Annotated in this window: 16 protein-coding genes; 7 read left to right on the top strand and 9 right to left on the bottom strand. The window is 67.0% G+C overall.

The features are described 5' to 3' along the window. Nucleotides 1-16 precede the first annotated feature (16 nt). The 4 genes from OG625_RS00085 to OG625_RS00070 all read left to right on the top strand — a co-directional run bounded on the left by OG625_RS00085 (nt 17) and on the right by OG625_RS00070 (nt 3,934). Nucleotides 17-373, top strand: a complete 357-nt coding sequence (locus OG625_RS00085) for a hypothetical protein (RefSeq protein ID WP_329375676.1) — start codon at nt 17-19, stop codon at nt 371-373. A 645-nt stretch (nt 374-1,018) separates the two neighbouring features. Next, nucleotides 1,019-1,660, top strand: coding sequence for a relaxase domain-containing protein (locus tag OG625_RS00080; protein WP_329375674.1), 642 nt, complete (start codon nt 1,019-1,021; stop codon nt 1,658-1,660). Between the two features lie 729 nt (nt 1,661-2,389). Next, a complete protein-coding gene (locus OG625_RS00075; protein WP_329375672.1) occupies nt 2,390-2,920 on the top strand; it encodes a peptidase inhibitor family I36 protein in 531 nt (176 codons plus the stop codon). A 102-nt stretch (nt 2,921-3,022) separates the two neighbouring features. Next, a complete protein-coding gene (locus OG625_RS00070; protein WP_329375670.1) occupies nt 3,023-3,934 on the top strand; it encodes a hypothetical protein in 912 nt (303 codons plus the stop codon). A gap of 22 nt (nt 3,935-3,956) precedes the next feature. On the opposite strand, the gene OG625_RS00065 is transcribed toward OG625_RS00070, so the two are convergent. Continuing rightward, nucleotides 3,957-4,133: a hypothetical protein gene (locus tag OG625_RS00065; RefSeq protein WP_329375668.1), complete on the bottom strand. Its 177-nt coding sequence runs from the start codon at nt 4,131-4,133 to the stop codon at nt 3,957-3,959. A 678-nt stretch (nt 4,134-4,811) separates the two neighbouring features. Between OG625_RS00065 and istA the strand changes: the two genes are divergently transcribed. Both istA and istB read left to right on the top strand, forming a co-directional pair. After that, on the top strand, nt 4,812-6,380 hold the full coding sequence (istA, locus tag OG625_RS00055; protein WP_329375667.1) for an IS21 family transposase: 1,569 nt from the start codon (nt 4,812-4,814) through the stop codon (nt 6,378-6,380). Next, complete coding sequence (gene istB / locus OG625_RS00050) at nt 6,377-7,225, top strand: IS21-like element helper ATPase IstB (RefSeq protein WP_329375665.1); 849 nt, start codon at nt 6,377-6,379, stop codon at nt 7,223-7,225. The genes istA and istB overlap by 4 nt, the downstream gene beginning before the upstream one ends. 676 nt (nt 7,226-7,901) lie before the next feature. Here the strand turns inward: istB and OG625_RS00045 are convergent. The 7 genes from OG625_RS00045 to OG625_RS00015 form a co-directional block, all read right to left on the bottom strand. Then, nucleotides 7,902-8,189: a hypothetical protein gene (locus tag OG625_RS00045; RefSeq protein ID WP_327286506.1), complete on the bottom strand. Its 288-nt coding sequence runs from the start codon at nt 8,187-8,189 to the stop codon at nt 7,902-7,904. 172 nt (nt 8,190-8,361) lie between these two features. After that, nucleotides 8,362-9,423 (bottom strand): transposase, encoded by a 1,062-nt coding sequence (locus OG625_RS00040; protein WP_329375662.1) that lies wholly within the window; start codon nt 9,421-9,423, stop codon nt 8,362-8,364. Nucleotides 9,424-9,530: 107 nt separating this feature from the next. Further along, nucleotides 9,531-9,953 (bottom strand): transposase family protein, encoded by a 423-nt coding sequence (locus OG625_RS00035; protein WP_329375660.1) that lies wholly within the window; start codon nt 9,951-9,953, stop codon nt 9,531-9,533. 335 nt (nt 9,954-10,288) lie between these two features. Continuing rightward, on the bottom strand, nt 10,289-10,741 hold the full coding sequence (locus OG625_RS00030; protein WP_329375658.1) for a hypothetical protein: 453 nt from the start codon (nt 10,739-10,741) through the stop codon (nt 10,289-10,291). A gap of 238 nt (nt 10,742-10,979) precedes the next feature. Next, on the bottom strand, nt 10,980-12,041 hold the full coding sequence (locus tag OG625_RS00025; RefSeq protein ID WP_329375656.1) for a transposase: 1,062 nt from the start codon (nt 12,039-12,041) through the stop codon (nt 10,980-10,982). Further along, complete coding sequence (locus OG625_RS00020) at nt 12,038-12,622, bottom strand: transposase family protein (RefSeq protein WP_329375654.1); 585 nt, start codon at nt 12,620-12,622, stop codon at nt 12,038-12,040. The genes OG625_RS00025 and OG625_RS00020 overlap by 4 nt, the downstream gene beginning before the upstream one ends. Before the next feature lie 252 nt (nt 12,623-12,874). Continuing rightward, a complete protein-coding gene (locus OG625_RS00015) occupies nt 12,875-13,291 on the bottom strand; it encodes a hypothetical protein (protein WP_329375652.1) in 417 nt (138 codons plus the stop codon). Between the two features lie 334 nt (nt 13,292-13,625). Here OG625_RS00015 and OG625_RS00010 point away from each other — a divergent pair, with 334 nt between their 5' ends. After that, on the top strand, nt 13,626-14,180 hold the full coding sequence (locus OG625_RS00010; protein ID WP_329375649.1) for a YbaK/EbsC family protein: 555 nt from the start codon (nt 13,626-13,628) through the stop codon (nt 14,178-14,180). Between the two features lie 458 nt (nt 14,181-14,638). On the opposite strand, the gene OG625_RS00005 is transcribed toward OG625_RS00010, so the two are convergent. Further along, nucleotides 14,639-15,121, bottom strand: a complete 483-nt coding sequence (locus tag OG625_RS00005) for a hypothetical protein (protein WP_329375647.1) — start codon at nt 15,119-15,121, stop codon at nt 14,639-14,641. Nucleotides 15,122-16,640: the final 1,519 nt, after the last annotated feature.

Raw genomic sequence — 16,640 nt, 5'->3', positions numbered from 1 at the left:
AACACATGGAGTTGCCGTGAAGAAGAAAATCGTTCAGGCGGTCATGACGGCTACCGCGGTAGCCGCCCTCGGGCTGATCGGTGCCGCCCCGGCGAGCGCCGCGTCCGCTTCCTGCTCGACCTCGGGCGGGACGCTTTGCACCAGCTCCCCCATCCCGGCCAATGGCAACCACCAGGTCTGTTTCGGCGGGAAGCACAACGCTCTGGCCTCTTGGGGGCGCGCCGAACTCTGGGACGGCGACACCGGGGTGATGGTCGGCTCCATCGCGACCAACGGCTTCCGCTGGCAGCAAGCGTGCACGGGTGGACTGTACGGGCAGCACTACTACTTGAAGGGCACGGGTGGGTTCTTTTACGGCGAAGTCTGGAACTGACCTGACCCTCGGCCGGTCCGGTCAGGCCGCCGTACCGAATGCGTAGGCGCCTTCCGCCGCAGCAGCTGTGCCACCGGCCCACGACCGGTGGCACGGCTGCCCGGCCCGCGGCGCAGCTCCCGGCCGTACGACCACGTCGCGCGCCCGTCCGGCGCCCAGGTGAGTTCGTAGACGCCCGGAGCACAGCGGACGCCCTTGATTGCAAGCCCGGCCGGAAGGGCTGGCCGGTGCGGAGGTCAGGCGCGAAGGACTCCAGGACGACGCGGCGGAAGCGCCGGCGCTGGGCGGGGTGAGGTGCCGAAGGCCGGCGGTGAAGCGGGGGAGCGTCTCGACGGTCGGCACGAAGTCTCCTCCGGGAAGCACGAAGCCCCCGGTGCTGGAGGGCGGGGTTCGGAAGGGCGTGTGCGGTGAACTCGGGTCACCGGTGTGCTTGGTCGTGCTCGATTGCGTTCGGTGTGGTGAGTCACCGGTGAGTGCGGCCCGGCGGGCGCTGAGTGGTGCGTGGATTGGTGAGTTACCGGGGTGCGGGAGTTGGGACCGGAGAGCGATGACATTCGCTGCCGGGGCTGGCGCCGCTTCCCGCCTGGCGGGCTAGATCTCCGCCAGCCCTTTCCTTGCAGGTCGGGGCGGTGTGGCGTGGTCTGCATGGTGGACGCGAAGATCATTACGGCTGGGCAGATGTACCGGTACTACACGCGCGAGACTGTCGTCGGTGACGGGCGCCGCCGTAGGCGGACGCCGCTGAGGCAGGCTCAGGAAGAGGCTGGTGTCCCGGTCGGGCGCTGGATGGGCCTCGGGCTCGGCGCTCTCGGGCTGGTGGCGGGTGAGGAGGTCACCGAGGAGCAGCTGCGCAACCTCTTCGGTGAGGGAGGCCGACACCCGGACGCGGAGCGGCTCGTGGACGAACGGCTTGCCATGGGTGACTCCCCGAAGATGGCGCGGCGGGCCGGGGCGCTGGGGCGGCGGGTGAAGGTCGTCGGCTTCGACTTCGTCTTCCGGCCGCAGCCGACGATCTACCTCTTGTGGGCCCTGGGGGATGAGGGGACCCGGCTGGCGATCGAGGCCGCGCACGAGCGCGCGATCGAGCGGGTGCTGGAGTGGATCGAGGACCACGTCGCAGTGATCCGGTCCGGCAAGGACGGCGTCTACCGGGTGCGGCCGCCCGGCGGTCGGGTCGCAGCCCCCTGTTCGGAGGCCCGTGTCGGATGCTCACGCGGGAGGAAGACGTGGACGCGCATGCTCTGCGTCGCCAGGGCTGGACGATCTCGGCGATCGCCCGGCATCTGAGGCGTGATCGCAAGACGATCCGCGCGTATCTAAAGGGCGAGGTGGAAGCCGGCCAGCGCCGTCAGGCGCCGGATGGGTTCGTGTCGTTCTTGGACTATTGCCGTCAGCGGCTGGCCGACGATCCGCATCTTTGGGCGAGCGCACTGTTCGACGAGGTCGTCGAACTGGGATATCGGGGCGGGTACTCGACCTTCACGCGGGCTCTTCGCCGCTACGACGCGCGGCCGCACTGCGATCCGTGCCAGCCCTGCGGTGCCGGGCGATCACAGCCCGTCCCGCGGTGGAGATGTTCAGGAAGTCCTCGCCGAGGCGGTTGCCTGGAACGGGCCGCGGCGGAGGACAGGGCGTCCTTCCAGGCGGTGTTCTCGCCGAGGCGAGCCAAGTGCGCGGCGAGGAGGACTCCGAATAGTCCATCGGCACCTTCCGCCTCCCGGGCAGGTGGCTGCCTGCAGCGGCGCCGCACGGGGTACGGACATAAACGCAAACGCAGCCCTCGCGGAGCCCACCTGCCGGAGCCGCACTTGCACGCATGATCAAGGAAGTCCGCACGCTGGGTAAATCTACGAGGTCCAGTGGGCCCCTAGGCTGCCAGAGTCTTACCCCGAGCACCTGACGCGCCAGGACTCCAACAACCGTGGGACCGCCCCGGGCAACGGAGCATCGGGCATCACTGCACTCTTTTGAGGTCTGCATGCGCGAGCAGCAACATCGAGATTCCTAGGAAGAACTTTGATAGGGAACACCGTTGCCAAGTCCGGCTTCATCGTCGGATCGGCCATCCGCAACCTCGCCATCGCCGCTGCGTCGGTCGTTGTAGCTGCCTCGGGCCTCATTGCCGGGGCAGGTCAGGCCAGCGCCTCTGAGTCGACCGTCAGCGGCTGGAACACCGCCTCGGCACCCGTCCGCTGTAGCGTGAACATCCAACGCAAGGACGTCTGCCTCTACTACTCCCCGGGTGCAGAGGGTGCGATGTGGTGGACCTCTTTCAGCTACGACGCGGCGATCGATGGGACCTTCTCGGATGACGGGTACGGGTCGGCCGGTGCGGGGCAGCAGGTGCGCAACAACGCGGCGTCCGCGGAGAACTCGACGGCGTGCCGACTGGGAATCTGGGTCTATCCCAACTACGTCGGCGACGTCAACTGGGTCCCTGCGTACCGAGGCGGCAACCTCACCTCCAACCTCCGCAACAACGAGGCCTCGATCGGTTATTACGACCCGGTGAACTGCCCCGGCGTCGGCGTTGACGCTCTCCGATAGTCCGTGACATCGGGGCCGTCCGCCGACACGAGGCGGTGGACGGCCCCGATGACCACCTTGGCCGCTTTGAGGATTTCCATGTTCCCCACAAGGTTTCACCGCATGGCTGCAGTCGGCGTATGCGCACTGTCCATGGCAAGCGGCTGCACGTCACCCTCCACATCAGCGCAGAAGCCGCCCATAGTCATGTCCGCATCGCCTGCGGCACCGCTGGAGAGCCTGCATCTGCCCATCGAGACCTACATGCCTACGCCCATGCAGTCAGCACAGCTGGACTGGGTGAACAGGGCCGCCATCCGGTCCTGCATGGTGCGCTTCGGACTCGACTACCCGGTCCCGGCCAAGCCGGCCACGGACAGCAGCGTGATCACGTCCGCCTACTCCGTGCTCTACCGCCGCTATGGCGTCACCGACCTGGACACCGTTTCGCAATGGGGATACCACCTTCGGCGCCAGACCGGGACCACAGCGCCCACTGGCGAGCCTCAGCGACTCGGCGACATGTCCCCGGAGACCCTGATCGTTTTGACCGGTACCGACCCCACCACCCAGGCTCCGGCGACCATGTACAAGGGTCAACCGGTACCCAAGAACGGCTGCCTCACCGAACTTGAGCGGGTCATGACGGCGCGACGATGGCAGGCAGCCGGCCTGGTCAACGAAATCAAGGCCAAGAGCTTCACCGACTCAGTGGCGGATGGCCGCGTGACCGCCATCTTCCAGAAGTGGTCGAACTGTATGAAGCTCAGAGGCTACGAGCTGACCGACCCTCTGCACGCAGCCTCCGCGCCGTCCGTGAGCGCTGCCGAGCCGAGCGGCGCGGAGATCGCTCAGGCCAAGGCAGATGTCGCGTGCAAGCAGGAGACGAACCTGGTCGGTGTGTGGTTCGCGGCGGAGTCGTCATACCAGCAGGCCGCCATCGCCGAGCACTCAAAGGAGCTCACGGAGATAAAGGCTGCCCTCGATGCACAAGTCGCCGAAGTCAAGATCCTTGTGGGAAAGTTTCAAGGGTGAACTGAGGGACCGTCCGGCCCTTCTACTGCGGGACGATCAAAGTGGTGCCCAGGTTGGCACCGTCCGCGACCAGCGTCGTCCTGGCCGCCGAGGCTGGCAGGTCAGACTCCCGCCAGACGTGGGCGTCGGCATTGTTCTCGGGCGCCGGCCGGGCCGAGGCAACGACCAGCGGGGTGTCGGCGTCGATGGCGACCTGCACGTTTACCGAGGCGGTAGTTACGCCTCGAGGCACCGACGGTGCGGTCACAGACCTGGACCAGTGTTCCGTCCACGATCCACAACCGCTCGACATCCGCGACGGTCCGCGGCGCCGGCTTCATCGTCGGCAACGGCCGGAGCCGCTGGATGACCCGGCAGGCGGAGAAGCCAGCCCCACCGAACAAGCTGACCGCGGACCGAGTGTGGCGGGGGTTCAGGAACCTGCGCGCGAGGACGGGCCCCCAGCCGGTGCACCGAAACCGACTCGCCCCGGTCCCGGACGACCACCTGGCTCCAAGAACCGCCACCCGGCTACCCGTCACGACGTAGGCCGAGTACTCGCCACTGGCGAGGCATACAGCCGCCCCGCCCGCCACAAGAAGGGGACGAAGCCGCGACGCACGGACTGAGCTGCAAGTCAGGTGCCACGGCGCGATCGTCTCTGGCACAAGCTGTTCCGGTCCACCACGCCCGATATCCCCGGACCCTTGAGAGCGGACAGCGCAAGATCCTTGTAGGCGGACAGGACAGCTCCCTCTCTGCGGACAGCTGATCTCCCTCTCCGTGGACCCATTCGTGTCGGTTCCGAACAGACGATCCCCCCGGCGGTTGGCTCAGTGCTGCCTGGCATTGAGACCAATCCACCGGAGGGACGTTGAAGAAGTCTGACAGGGAGATCATGGAAATCTTCGAGGCCCTGGACGCCACCGAGTGCGCGCATTCGGCGGCTGTGCTGGCGGGGGTCGATCCGAAGACCGTGCGGAGGTACGCACGGATGAGGGACACCGGTCGGCCGGTCACCGGCCCGGTCCAGCGGCCGAAGATGATCGACCCGTTCATGCCGAAGATCGAGGAATGGGTCGAACGCTCCGAGGGCAGGGTCCGCGCGGACAAGCTCCACGAGCGCCTGGTCCTGCTGGGGTTCACCGGCGACGAGCGCACGACCCGGCGGGCGGTGGCCCGGGCGAAGGCGGCCTGGCGGGCCGGCAAACAGCGGACTTACCGGCCCTGGATCACCGAGCCGGGGCTGTGGCTGCAGTTCGACTGGGGCTGGGGGCCGAAGGTTCCCGGCCCGGGCGGCGGCGAGCCGCGGGTGACGCTGCTGTTCTGCGCTTGGCTGGCCTGGTCGCGGTTCCGGGTGGTGATCCCGACCTGGGACCGGACCCTGCCGACCCTGGTGGCCTGCATCGATTCCACTTTGCGGGCGATCGGCGGGGCTCCGACGTATGCGCTGACGGACAACGAGAAGACGGTGACGATCGACCGGGTCGCCGGCGTCGCGGTCCGTCACCCCGAAGTCGTCGCGACCGGACGGCATTACGGGATGCAGGTCCATACATGTGTCCCGTTCGACCCCGAGTCGAAGGGCGGGTCGGAGGCGACGGTCCGGATCGCGAAGGCGGACCTGGTGCCGACGACGGCGAATCTGCGCAAGGAGTACGACAGCTTCGCCGAACTCCGCGGCGAGTGCGCGATCTTCTGCCAGATGGTGAACAACCGGATCCACCGCGAGACCGGCAGAACCCCCGCCTCGATGCTCGACATCGAGCGGACCCGCCTGCATCCGCTGCCCGTCGAACCCCACACTCTCGCGCTCGGCGAGTCCCGCCAGGTGCTGCGGGACCAGACGGTCCGCTTCGGGTCGGTCCGGTATTCGACCCCGGCCGGTCTGGTCGGGCAGGAAGCCTGGGTCCGCGTCGACGGCGACGAGCTGGTGGTCGTGACCGATCTGGCCCGTCTCGTCCGCCGGCCCGAGTGGCTGCAAGGACCCGCCGGGCTCGCGGAGGTCGCCCGGCACCAGATCGCTCTGCCCGGACGGCCGGTCATCGACCCCGCCCACTATCCGAACCATCCGCAGGAGATGGACGGTTCGCCCAAGCCTCCTCGGCCGAAGCCCGTCGACGACGCTGAGACCGCCTTCCTGGCGCTCGGGCCAGGGGCGAAGTCGTGGCTGATCGAGGCCGCGGCGGCCGGAACGACCCGGATGCGGGTGAAGATGGCCGCCGCCGTCGAGCTCGCCGCCCTGGTCGGCGTCGCCGAGGTCGATATCTCCCTCGGTCTGGCGGCGACCGCGGGCCGGTTCGCCGAGGACGACCTGTTGTCGATCGTCACCCACCGCAAGTCCGGCGTCCGTCCCGCTGACCTCGTCGTCGCGGACGAGGCCCACTCCGTTCAGCCCGGCACTTCCGCATGGGCTGACTTCGGCCGCACCAACAGCGGCCCCGCCGAAAGGAATCTGCGTCCATGACCGGCATCGCGTTGCTGGACCCGACGACCGAACCGGCCGCCGAGGCCCTGGCTCCCGCACCCACCCCGCTGCCTTCCCCACCGGCCCCACCGCCGATCCCGGCCGAGCTGGAGAACGTGCTGAAGCGGATGCGGTTCCCCTATCTCCGCAAGGCCGCCCCGTCGGTGCTGGCCACGGCCCGTTCGCAACGCTGGGACCCGGCCGAGGTCGTGCGGATCCTACTGGAAGAAGAGATCAAGGGCCGTGAGGCGGCCACCCGTCGCAGCCACCGCAAGCAGGCCAACCTGCCCACCGGCAAGACGTTCGACTCCTGGCGCGAGGAGGACTCCTCCATCCCGGCCCCGACCCAGCAGGCGTTGATGACGCTGGAGTGGATCGGCCGTTCTGAGAACCTCGCCATCGCCGGCCCGTCGGGCACCGGCAAGAGCCACTTCGCCGAGGCCCTGGCCCACAAGGCCATCGACCGGGGCATGCAAGTCGCCTGGTTCAGTCTCGAATCGCTCACGGCCCACGTCGGGCGGGCCACCGTCGACAACACCGTCGCCAAGGCGATCGCGAAGATCACCAGGGCTCACCTGATCATCCTCGACGACATCGGGATGCTGCCATCCGGCCAGGCGGCCGCCGAGGCGTTCTACCGGGTCATCGACGCAGCCTACGAACGGCGTTCGGTGATCGTGACCTCGAACCTCCACCCCTCGGGCTTCGACACGATCATGCCCAAGACGCTCGCCACGGCCGCGGTCGACCGGCTCCTGCACCACGCGCACATCGTCCTGACCGAAGGCACCAGCCTCCGGCTCACCCAGGCAACCACGGGCAGAGGCGTCAAGCCACTGAGCTGACCCAGCCGAGGCGCGATCGCGTCATTCGTCGACGTCTTCCGCGTCTCCACACGCGGGGCAGTCGCGTTCGTCAATGGACCCCTCGACGACCAGGCATCCGCAAAAGTCGCAAGGGCGCACGGGCTCAACGGCAGGAAGCCCAGAAGACGGCGGCTGGTCATCGCTCATGGAGTCAGAATGCCAGCTGGCGCTCAGCCACACGAGGGACGAAAAGTCACACCGCAGAGGGAGATCAGGTGTCCGCCCGCAGGGAAGTCAGATGTCCACCCAGAAGGACGCGGCCATGTCCGTGGACAACCCTCACCGATCACCAGGGGCGCTGCCGACCTGACGGTCGGCAGCCCCTCAAACACGCTCATGCTCCCCACCTTCCCCAGACGCTCCAAACCTGGAACAAGTGAGGAAGAGAAGCAGGTCTGGCCGTTTTTCAAGGAGTCTCATCACCTTGGCCCCGCCCGTGAGTAGTTCGCCACCGTGATCCGGGCGCGGGGCCATGGTTGACGGGGGGTCCCGTTTCGGGTCCTCTTTGGAGTCTCGTTCCGGGTTCCCTTTGAGGTCCCGTTTCGCGTCCCTGGCTGCGTAGGTTTCAAGCGGGTTCTGGCACAGATCTTGGGGAGCCGTCGCGGACGGTAACGGTGTCGTTCGATTCCAGCGAAGGGACACGAGGCCGGGTCCGTCAGCGTTCACGCATCCTGGTCCACCACCAGCCGTCCATTGCCCACTCGATGTAGTTGGGCTCCGGCAAGGTGCGGCGCTCGAATTCCTCATCGATGCGCGTGATCAGTCGATCCAAGTCCCGTTTGGCTCCGGGAGGAAGGTGCAGCATCGCCCGCTCCAGATCGTCACGAGCGTCCTCCACCTCTATCCCAGGCGAACAAGCCTCGGAGGCGTTCAGGTAGCGGCCAGGTTGCTTGAAGGCCCACTCGAAGCGAGAGAGCGCATTCGCGACCGCGTTGGGCCACATCTCCTGGTCTTCGACCTGGCGGATCGCTGCACGAGTCCGCGCGGAGACACCGCGGACCCTCAGGACCGGATACTGCCATCGTGGCCGCCACCGCTCTGCACGGACGGCCTTGGGACGCCTACGCGGCATCGCCCTTTCGGATCAACATGAGGCCATCCTGCCACGGCTGGTGTCACTGGAGCAGGATCATCTTGCGGAGCAGTCCGAATCCGGCTCGGCCGTAGAGCTGCCTTTTGATCTTCTTGATGCGGTTGACGGCGCCCTCGATGCTGCCGGAGCTCCAGTCGAGAGTGAGCCCGGCTGTCACGGCGTCGAGGTCTCGGAGCAGATGGAGCGCGAAGCCGGTGAGACCGGGTAGCTGGCTGGTGTCGACTGCATCGATCCAGGTGGGAAGCGTGGATCCGAGGCGGTCGGTGAGTATCTCGCCGAAGTCGCGAACATGTCCGGTTGCCGTGTCCAGTTCGGGGCAGCGTGCGAGGACCTCCTTCAGGCCGGCCCGGTCCTCCTCGGCCAGGGTCGCGGGGTGACGGGTGATCCAGCCGGTCACCTGCCGCACCGTCGGCGGCCGGGGCGGCGCCTCGGATGGAGCCCCGCGCAAAGTGGCGATGTGCGCGCGGACCATGCCGTAGGTGACAGGAGCGAGCTCAGCAACCAATTCGTCGTGCAGTCGGGTGACGCTGGTGCATCCTGCGGCGAATCGCCGCTCCAGGTAGGGCTTGTAGGGGTCCAGTCTGCTGGGCCGGGGCCGGTTGTCGCGGAGGGTGTCCTGCCAACGTGCGGCGTTCGCGTACCGGAGCACGGTGTTGAGGCCCCAGCCCAGGTGCCGGGCGATCGCCCGGCGTGAGTGACCTTGGGCGAGGAGCTCGTGGACGAGGGCATGTGCTGCTTTCTTCCGCTCGGCCCGCCGGCCGACGGGCGCCGAGTCGTCCCGCGGCCGACCGGGGTCTGGACGGGTCGCGCCTGGCAGCGTGCCGGTGGGCGATGGGTTGCGCAGGCAGTCGCGGTGGGCGGCGACACAGGTCTCAACGGCTCGGCCGAGGCCCTGCCACAGATGGAACCGGTCTGCGACCTGCAGAGCGTCGGGGGCACCGCGGCGGGCGCCCTCGGCGTAGGCGCCGGCTCGGTCCCGGCAAATGATCTCCACGCCTGGGTGCTGGATTAGCCAGGCGGCCAGTGGCCCGGCTTCGCGGGTCGGGAGTACATCGACCACGCGATGGTCTTCGACGCTGGTCAAGACGGTGGAGTAGGTCTGGCCTCGACGGATCGCAAAATCGTCCACACCCAGCACACGCGGCGTGCTGAACGTGGGATCGGGCAATGCCATGACCCTGCGTAACAAGGTCATCCTTCCCGCGCCGAAGCCAAGCTGGGCAGCCAGCCGACTCCGGCCCGCCCGGCCAGCGCGAGCCCCACTCGCTCCAGGACGTGGTTGAGCCGTGTCGTGAACCGTGCGTGCGGTGCGGCCAGCCGGGAGAACGGCTCGGCGAACGTCCGGCGCGGGCAGTCCGCCGCTCCGCAGATGAAGCGCCGGACCGTCAGCCGGATCACGAAGCCCTGCTCAGCGAGCGGAAGGTCCTTCAGCCTGCGCTGGTATCGGTCGTGGACTCGTTCCGAGAAGCGGCCGCAGTCCGGACATGCAGAGCCGGCCGCGCGGCCTCTCGCCACCACCTCGACCGTGCCGAACGCGGCCGTCACCGCCTCGATATCCACTTCGTCGATCCCGGCGAACACCAGCGAGTCCCAGAACGGTGCATCGGTCTGCATGACCAGCACCATCACCGTCCACAACCGACCGCAGCAGCCGTCGGCAGACACCTGAGGGAGCGTCAATTCTGATCGTCGGACGACAAGGCGTACGCGGTCTCACGCGAACCCGTCTCCTCACAATCGAACATCAAGGTAACGCTCTGCGACGACTCCCCAAGATCTGTGCCAGAACCGAGAAGGGTTCTGGCACAGATCTTGGGGAGTGGTCACAGATGGTGACAGTGTCGTTCGATGGAAAACGGGAGTCATGAGCCCGGATGCTTGACTGCAACGTGGTCACCAAGTCGCGGTCGTCGAGTGTCTGGGCGCCTACGGTGCCGTGTGCCCCTGCGCTATTCGGGGTGAAGAACGCAGTGGATCCCGGTCAGGCTTTCGTTCAGCTCGTGAGCTCCCAGGGCGACGCGTTCGTCAGGATCCCGCGTCAGCTCCTCGCAGAGCCGCATCGCGTCGTCGCGGTCGCTGGCGTAGATGGCAAATGCATCGTGGACCGCGGTGTGGATCCAATCGCCATGGTTCGGGCTGGCGACTGCCAGCGCGGACGCGACAATCAGCAGTCCGGCCCTGTCCTGCCGTCGAAGCAAGGCTTCTGCGGTCACCCGTGTGACAAAGGTGTCTTCGCGGTCGAGCACCAGCTCCAGCAGCGGATCGACAGCCTCCTCCATCTCGGCAAAGCTCGCCAGACCGCGACCGGCGTCCGCCCGGTCCCCAGAGTCGCTGCTTCGCCCGAGCTCGCCGAGGGCCACGACAGCAGCACGCCGCAGGGCACTGTTCACCAGCTTGCCCACCCTTCCGCAGATTTCGGCAAAAGTAGCACCACGGTCCCCGCGGCCGATCGGGGGCCTCCACGGCGACTGCCCACCGCCAGTGGGGGAAACTCACCCGGCCCACGGGAAACGACCTCCAACCGGCTCCGTACTCACTGGTCAGCCCCACTCACGAACCCCCGAGTGGGCACCCTGTCGGGATCTGGGCGACCGGCTTCGAAGGCGTCGACCAGCGGCAGAGCCACACCTCTGCGAGGAGCTACTGAAGCAAGATCATTTTTCGGAGCAGTTCAAATCCGGCTCGACCGTAGAGCTGTCGCTTGATCTTCTTGATCCGGTTCACGGCGCCCTCGATGCTGCCCGAGCTCCAGTCCAGGGTGAGCCCGGCTGTTACAGCGTCAAGGTCCCGGAGCAGGTGGAGTGCGAAGCCCCTGAGCCCGGGCAGCTGGCTGGCCTCGACCGTGTCGATCCAGGTGAGAAGTGTGGCGCCGAGGCGGCCGGTGAGTATCTCGCCGAAGGCGCGGACATGCCCGGCGGCCGTGTCCAGTTCGGGGCAGCGTGCCAGGACATCCTTGAGGCCGGCGCGGTCGTCCTCGCTCAGCGCGGTGGGGTGTCGGGTGAGCCAGCCGGTCACCTGGCGCACCGTCGGGGGCCGGGGCGGTGCGTCGGCCGGAGCCCCGCGGAGGGTGGCGATGTGGGCGCGGACCATTTGGTAAGTGACGGGTGCGTTGTCGGCGACGAGTTCATTGTGGAGGTGGGTGACGCTGGTGCATCCCGCGGCGAATCGGCGCTCCGGGTAGGGCTTGTAGGGGTCGAGCCTGCTGGGTCGGGGCCGGTTGTCGCGGATGGTGTCCTGCCAGCGTGCGGCGTTCGCGTACCGGAGCACGGTGTTGAGGCCCCAGCCCAGGTGCCGGGCAATCGCCCGACGTGAGTGACCTTGAGCAAGAAGCTTGTGGACCAGGGCATGTGCTGCCTTCTTCCGCTCGGCCCGCCGGCCGGCTGGTACCGAGTCGTCCTGCGGCCGACCGGAAGCCAGTCGGGTGGCCTCCGGCAGCATGCCGCTGGGCGAAGGATTGCTCAGACAGTCGCGATGGGCGGCGACGCAGGTCTCCACGGCCCGGCCGAGGCCCTGCCACAGATGGAACCGGTCGGCGACCTGCAGAGCGTCGGGGGCACCGCGCCGGGCGCCTTCGGCGTAGGCGCCCGCCCGGTCCCGGCAGATGATCTCCACGCCTGGGTGACGGACCAGCCACACGGCCAGCGGCCCGGCCTCACGCGTCGGGAGCACATCGACCACGCGATGGTCTTCGACGCTGGTCAAGACGGTGGAGTAGGTCTGGCCGCGACGGATCGCGAAATCGTCCACGCCCAGCACACGCGGAGTCTGAACTGCGGATCAGGCAGTGCCATGACCCTGCGTAACAAGGTCATCCGTCCCGCGCCGAACCCCAGCTGGGGAGCCAGCCGAGCGCCTGCCCGCCCGGCCAGCGCGAGCCCCACTCGCTCCAGGGCGCGGTTGAGCCGAGTCGTGAACCTTGCGTGCGGGGCGGCCAGCCGGGAGAACGGCTCGGCGAACGTCCGGCGCGGGCAGTCCGCCGTTCCGCAGATGAAGCGCCGGACCGTCAGCCGGATCTCAAAGCCCTGCTCAGCGAGCGGAAGGTCCTTCAGCTTGCGCTGGTAACGGTCGTGGACCCGGTACGAGAAGCGACCGCAGTCCGGACATGCAGCCCCGGCGGCACGACCTCTCGCCACCACCTCGACCATGCCGAACGCGGCCGTAGCCGTCTCGACATCCACATCGTCGATCCCGTTGAACACCAGCGAGTCCCAGAACGGTGCATCGGTCTGCATGAACAGCACCATCGCCATCCACAACCGCCCGCAGCAGCGGCTGGCAGACACCTGAGGGAGCGTCAATTCTGGCCGTTGGACGACAAGGCGTACGCCGTCTCACACGAACCCGCCTCCTAACAATCGAACATCGAGGTCACCCTCCGCGACCGCTCCCCAAGATCTGTGCCAGAACCCGCAACTCGGTTCTGGCCCACATTCCGTGAACGATCTTGAATCGGGCTCCACCACCTCCTGTGAACCTTCAATCTGCGCAGCTCGCGTGGTGCGCACCACCAGCTGACGGAGAGCCAGCAAGATCGCTCACGGAATGTGTGCCAGAACCCGTAACTCGCTGACAAAGCCAGTGCCGTGGAGCGTTTCGTCTGTGTCCATGCGGATCACGGTGCCCCAGTGCTCGGCTGTGATGGGCTGATCGGTGAGGTACCAGGCTGCCGGGTCGCCGCCAGCCTGTTCCACGGCGGTGCGGTTGTCGCACAGCTCGCGCCACAGTGGCCAGTAGAGGATGGACGGGACCGGGGCGACGGATATCCGGACGATGGTTCGGTCCGGGTTGCGTAGGCCGCTGTCGTGTCCGTGGCTGTCGGTGAGCCACATATGCCGGGGCTGGCCGTCCAGGTGGCGTGCCGCCTGGGACGTGGTGTCGATGTAGCCGGACGTGCGGATCTCCTCCCAGGACTCGGTGCTGGTGTAGTGGAAGAGGGTGTTCGGCATGGTCACGACCCCAGTGTGAACCGGTGCTCCAGGCGCCGACGAGGCGACGGCCGACGGGCGTGCGGCAGGTCCACAGTCTGCGGAGGGAACTTGGGCGCCTACCAGCGAAGCTGGAGCAGCTGATGGGCGTTCCTGGGTCTTCACGTCCGTGGGGGAGTGACTGGTCAGGGCCAGGTGCTGACTGCCGCTCTCACTGTCACGTGGTGAGAGATTGAGGCTCGATCCACTGTCTTCGGGTGAGAGATGTGCAGGTCACGTACTGACATGAAAGTGAGAGATCGCATCCACCGTGTACGACACGGCCAACCGGGGTATTCGTACACGCTGTTAACGTGCTGGCATGAACGCTCTTCTCGGACACTTCGACGACGCCCAGCCCGCCCCTGACTGCCTCGACCTGCTGACCCCGCCCGTGGCCGCTGCGGTCCGTACCTTGCAGGGGACCGTCCCCGCCGAGCAGATCAGTTACATCGACTCCGACCCGGCCATCGCCGACACTGGCGCTTTCGTCGAGCGCTACGGCCAGGACCTGCTCGCGCAGTCGGCGAACTGCGTCATTGTCGCGACAAAGCGCGGCGGCGAGTCGGCGCTTGCCGCCTGCCTGGTCCCCTCCGCGGCCCGGGTCGACGTGAACGGGGTGGTTCGTCGCCAACTCGAAGTGCGCAAGGCCTCGTTCGCGGCTATGGATACCGCGGTGGAGCTGACCGGCATGGAGTACGGAGGCATTACACCGATCGGCCTGCCTGCGGACTGGCCGCTGCTTGTGGACTCGGCCGTGGTCGCCTTGCCGTATGTCCTGATCGGCAGTGGCCGTCGCCGCGGCAAGCTCGTCGTACCCGGCCGGCTCTTTGCGGAACTCCCGGGTGCGGTCGTGCTCGACGGTCTCGGCCTTTGAGCGGCGAAACGGCCCGGCTGTCGCCCGTCAGTGAATCTGAGCAGTCGTCATGCTTCTGACCTGGGGTTGTGCAGATTGGTTGAGCGGGTTGGTGGCTGTGTTGGCTCACTGAATCTGCGCAGTTCCCGGGTACGCCAGCTGTCTGACCTGCGGATTTTTGAGCGTGGGGCCTGGTTGCGCAGGTTGGTTGGGTACTGCGCAGTTTCACCTATCGGCGACAACATCGGAAGGGGAACCGGTGCAGGGTCAGGTGTGGGAGATCCCAAAGTCTATCTTGCATCAAATTTTGAATCAGTAGCGCCTGGCCTCACGGCTGGCTTCCGCCAGGCTTGCCTGGCGGTTGTTGTTCATGAGCGGTCTGTGGGAGTTCTTGCTTGGCCTGGTCGGTACAGGGATTTCCGAGAAGCAACGAGCGCCCAGGATTCACCTGGGCGCTGGGCAGTAGCTACTGAGGCAGATCAGTCATAGTAGGTGACGCTGTACCCGCCCTGCGGGTCGTTGGTGGAGAGCATGAACTCCGCCTTGTTGTTGGCTCCGTCGACATAGGCATCGAGGCCCTTGAAGGTGAGGCATCCGCCCTTGCTGGTGACAGTGGAGATCCGGCGGGAGCCGGTGTCGTCGCGCTCCCACAGGGAGTACTTGTGGTAGGAGGTCCGGCTCGAGACGCACGCCAGGAAGTTGCCGCCGGTCGAGTAGACGTAGCCGGTGAACCACTCGCCCAAGTTGGTATCGCGGTATCTGAACGTGCTGGCACCGACGTAGTCCCACCCGCTGGAGAGTGGTGCGTTAAGCAGGATGACTTCGGACGGGTCGTAGGCGTCGACGGTGATGGTGGAGCTGTCGGGGGTGAGCTCCTCCGCGTGTGCGGTGCCGGTCAGGCCGGCTGCTGCGAGTACTGCGGTGATGGCGGCGGTGGTGCCTATTCGGCGCGTGAAGCTCATGCGTGTTTTCCCTGGTGGTGTGGCCAATGGGGTGTCCGACCCTACCCCATCCACGGGGGTAGTGATCTTGCTAGGGGTTCGGCCCAACTTCTGTGGAGATCAACTGTTTTGGCTCGGGCGGTGGTGTCGTGCAGGAGGATGCCGGCGGAGCTGAGGAGCCCCAGGTGAGGTAGGCCGTGGGTACAACCCCAAGGAGTTGCAGATCCCCGTCGTGGCCCTGTCCCAGCTCAACCGCGGATCCGAGCACCGCACGGCCGCGAAGCGGGCTGCTCCTGGAGGCGGAGCCGGAAGGATCGGGGCTGGGGAAGGGAGCGGACCCGCCCAACGGGCCGCGGGCCCGGACCCCGTGAAACGGGGTCAGTTCAGCCTGCGAAGCAGGCCGTTCGGGGTGAAGCGAAGCGGAACCCCGAACCGTCCGGAGCGCAGCGCAGGACTCCGGCCCGAAGGGCCGGCCTTGAGGGCGCGAAGTGATGATCTGTGTTCGTTTGTCAGTGGTGGTTCGGCGTTGAGGTGTCAGTGGTGTCGTCTGGGGTTGTCCCTGGTCAGTGGTCTCTGAGTCCGGGTTTGCCACTGACAGTGGTTGCCGTCTTTGTACTGACGTTTTTGACGTTCTGCCTGGTCACTTTGGTGACGATCGGTATCACGCCTGGAAGTTTCGTCTCGCCCGTGTCATGATCAATTTCATGACTGTGTTCCGAAAGGCTTATGCCGCGTAGACGGCCCAGCGCACTGCGCGCGCAACGAGTGGTCCCGCGGCAGCTGTACGCAGGCATCAGCGATTGGGGCGGGCGGTTTCCCAAGCGTTGGCGTCTTTCTTCGCAGACTGTTTCCGCGATCTATCGCGAGGAGTACCGGCGCCCGCACGACGGTTGGTGGCCCGGGGCAACCCGAGACGCTCTCGCTGCCTATCGCAGCTTCCTTGCTCTTCCGGGCAGGTACGTGTACCTGCGACTGTCCATCTGCGGTTGTGAGCAGCATGAGTTCCTGGACAACGTTGCGGTGGCCCGGGATCTCCTCGAGGTGGTCGTGCATAGGCTTCCTCCGCGTCCGCGCCGGGAACTGGAGGGGCTGCTGGCACGACTGGATGACGAACTGTGGTGTAGGACCCTCCCAGACCCGTTCGCTTACCGGCAGGCGCATCGCAGGGGTGGCTGGTGGCACTGGCGACTCTATGACGAGACCAGCCACCTGTGACACTCCCCGGGAGCCGCAAGCCAGGAGTCGGCCGAGGCACCCGCGATCTCCTCGCTGCCAGCCGCCCGCGGAGCGGGCTGGTCCTGGAGGCGGAGCCAAAGGACCCGGGTGGGGGAGCGAAGCGGACCCGCCCAACGGGCCGCAAGCCCGGACCCCGTGAAACGGGGTCACCCAAGCCTGCGAAGCAGGCTGTTCGAGGTGGAGCGAAGCGGAACCCCGAACTGTCCGTAGCGAAGCGAAGGACCCCGGCCCGAAGGGCGGCCCTGGCTCGGCGAAGCCGAGCCCCGTCAGCGCAGCGAGGCGGTTCTCTCCTGAGCGCGCAGCG

This window comes from Streptomyces sp. NBC_01351 (assembly GCF_036237315.1).
Lineage (GTDB): Bacteria > Actinomycetota > Actinomycetes > Streptomycetales > Streptomycetaceae > Streptomyces.
This window is presented reverse-complemented; position numbering and strand designations above follow the sequence as displayed.

Excerpts from the sequence above, each read along its gene's own strand:
- OG625_RS00080 (WP_329375674.1), top strand. The coding sequence starts at position 1,019 with ATGGTGGACGCGAAGATCATTACGGCTGGGCAGATGTACCGGTACTAC.
- OG625_RS00070 (WP_329375670.1), top strand. The coding sequence starts at position 3,023 with ATGGCTGCAGTCGGCGTATGCGCACTGTCCATGGCAAGCGGCTGCACG.
- istA (WP_329375667.1), top strand. The coding sequence starts at position 4,812 with ATGGAAATCTTCGAGGCCCTGGACGCCACCGAGTGCGCGCATTCGGCG.
- istB (WP_329375665.1), top strand. The coding sequence starts at position 6,377 with ATGACCGGCATCGCGTTGCTGGACCCGACGACCGAACCGGCCGCCGAG.
- OG625_RS00045 (WP_327286506.1), bottom strand. The coding sequence starts at position 8,189 with ATGTGGCCCAACGCGGTCGCGAATGCGCTCTCTCGCTTCGAGTGGGCC.
- OG625_RS00035 (WP_329375660.1), bottom strand. The coding sequence starts at position 9,953 with ATGCAGACCGATGCACCGTTCTGGGACTCGCTGGTGTTCGCCGGGATC.
- OG625_RS00010 (WP_329375649.1), top strand. The coding sequence starts at position 13,626 with ATGAACGCTCTTCTCGGACACTTCGACGACGCCCAGCCCGCCCCTGAC.
- OG625_RS00005 (WP_329375647.1), bottom strand. The coding sequence starts at position 15,121 with ATGAGCTTCACGCGCCGAATAGGCACCACCGCCGCCATCACCGCAGTA.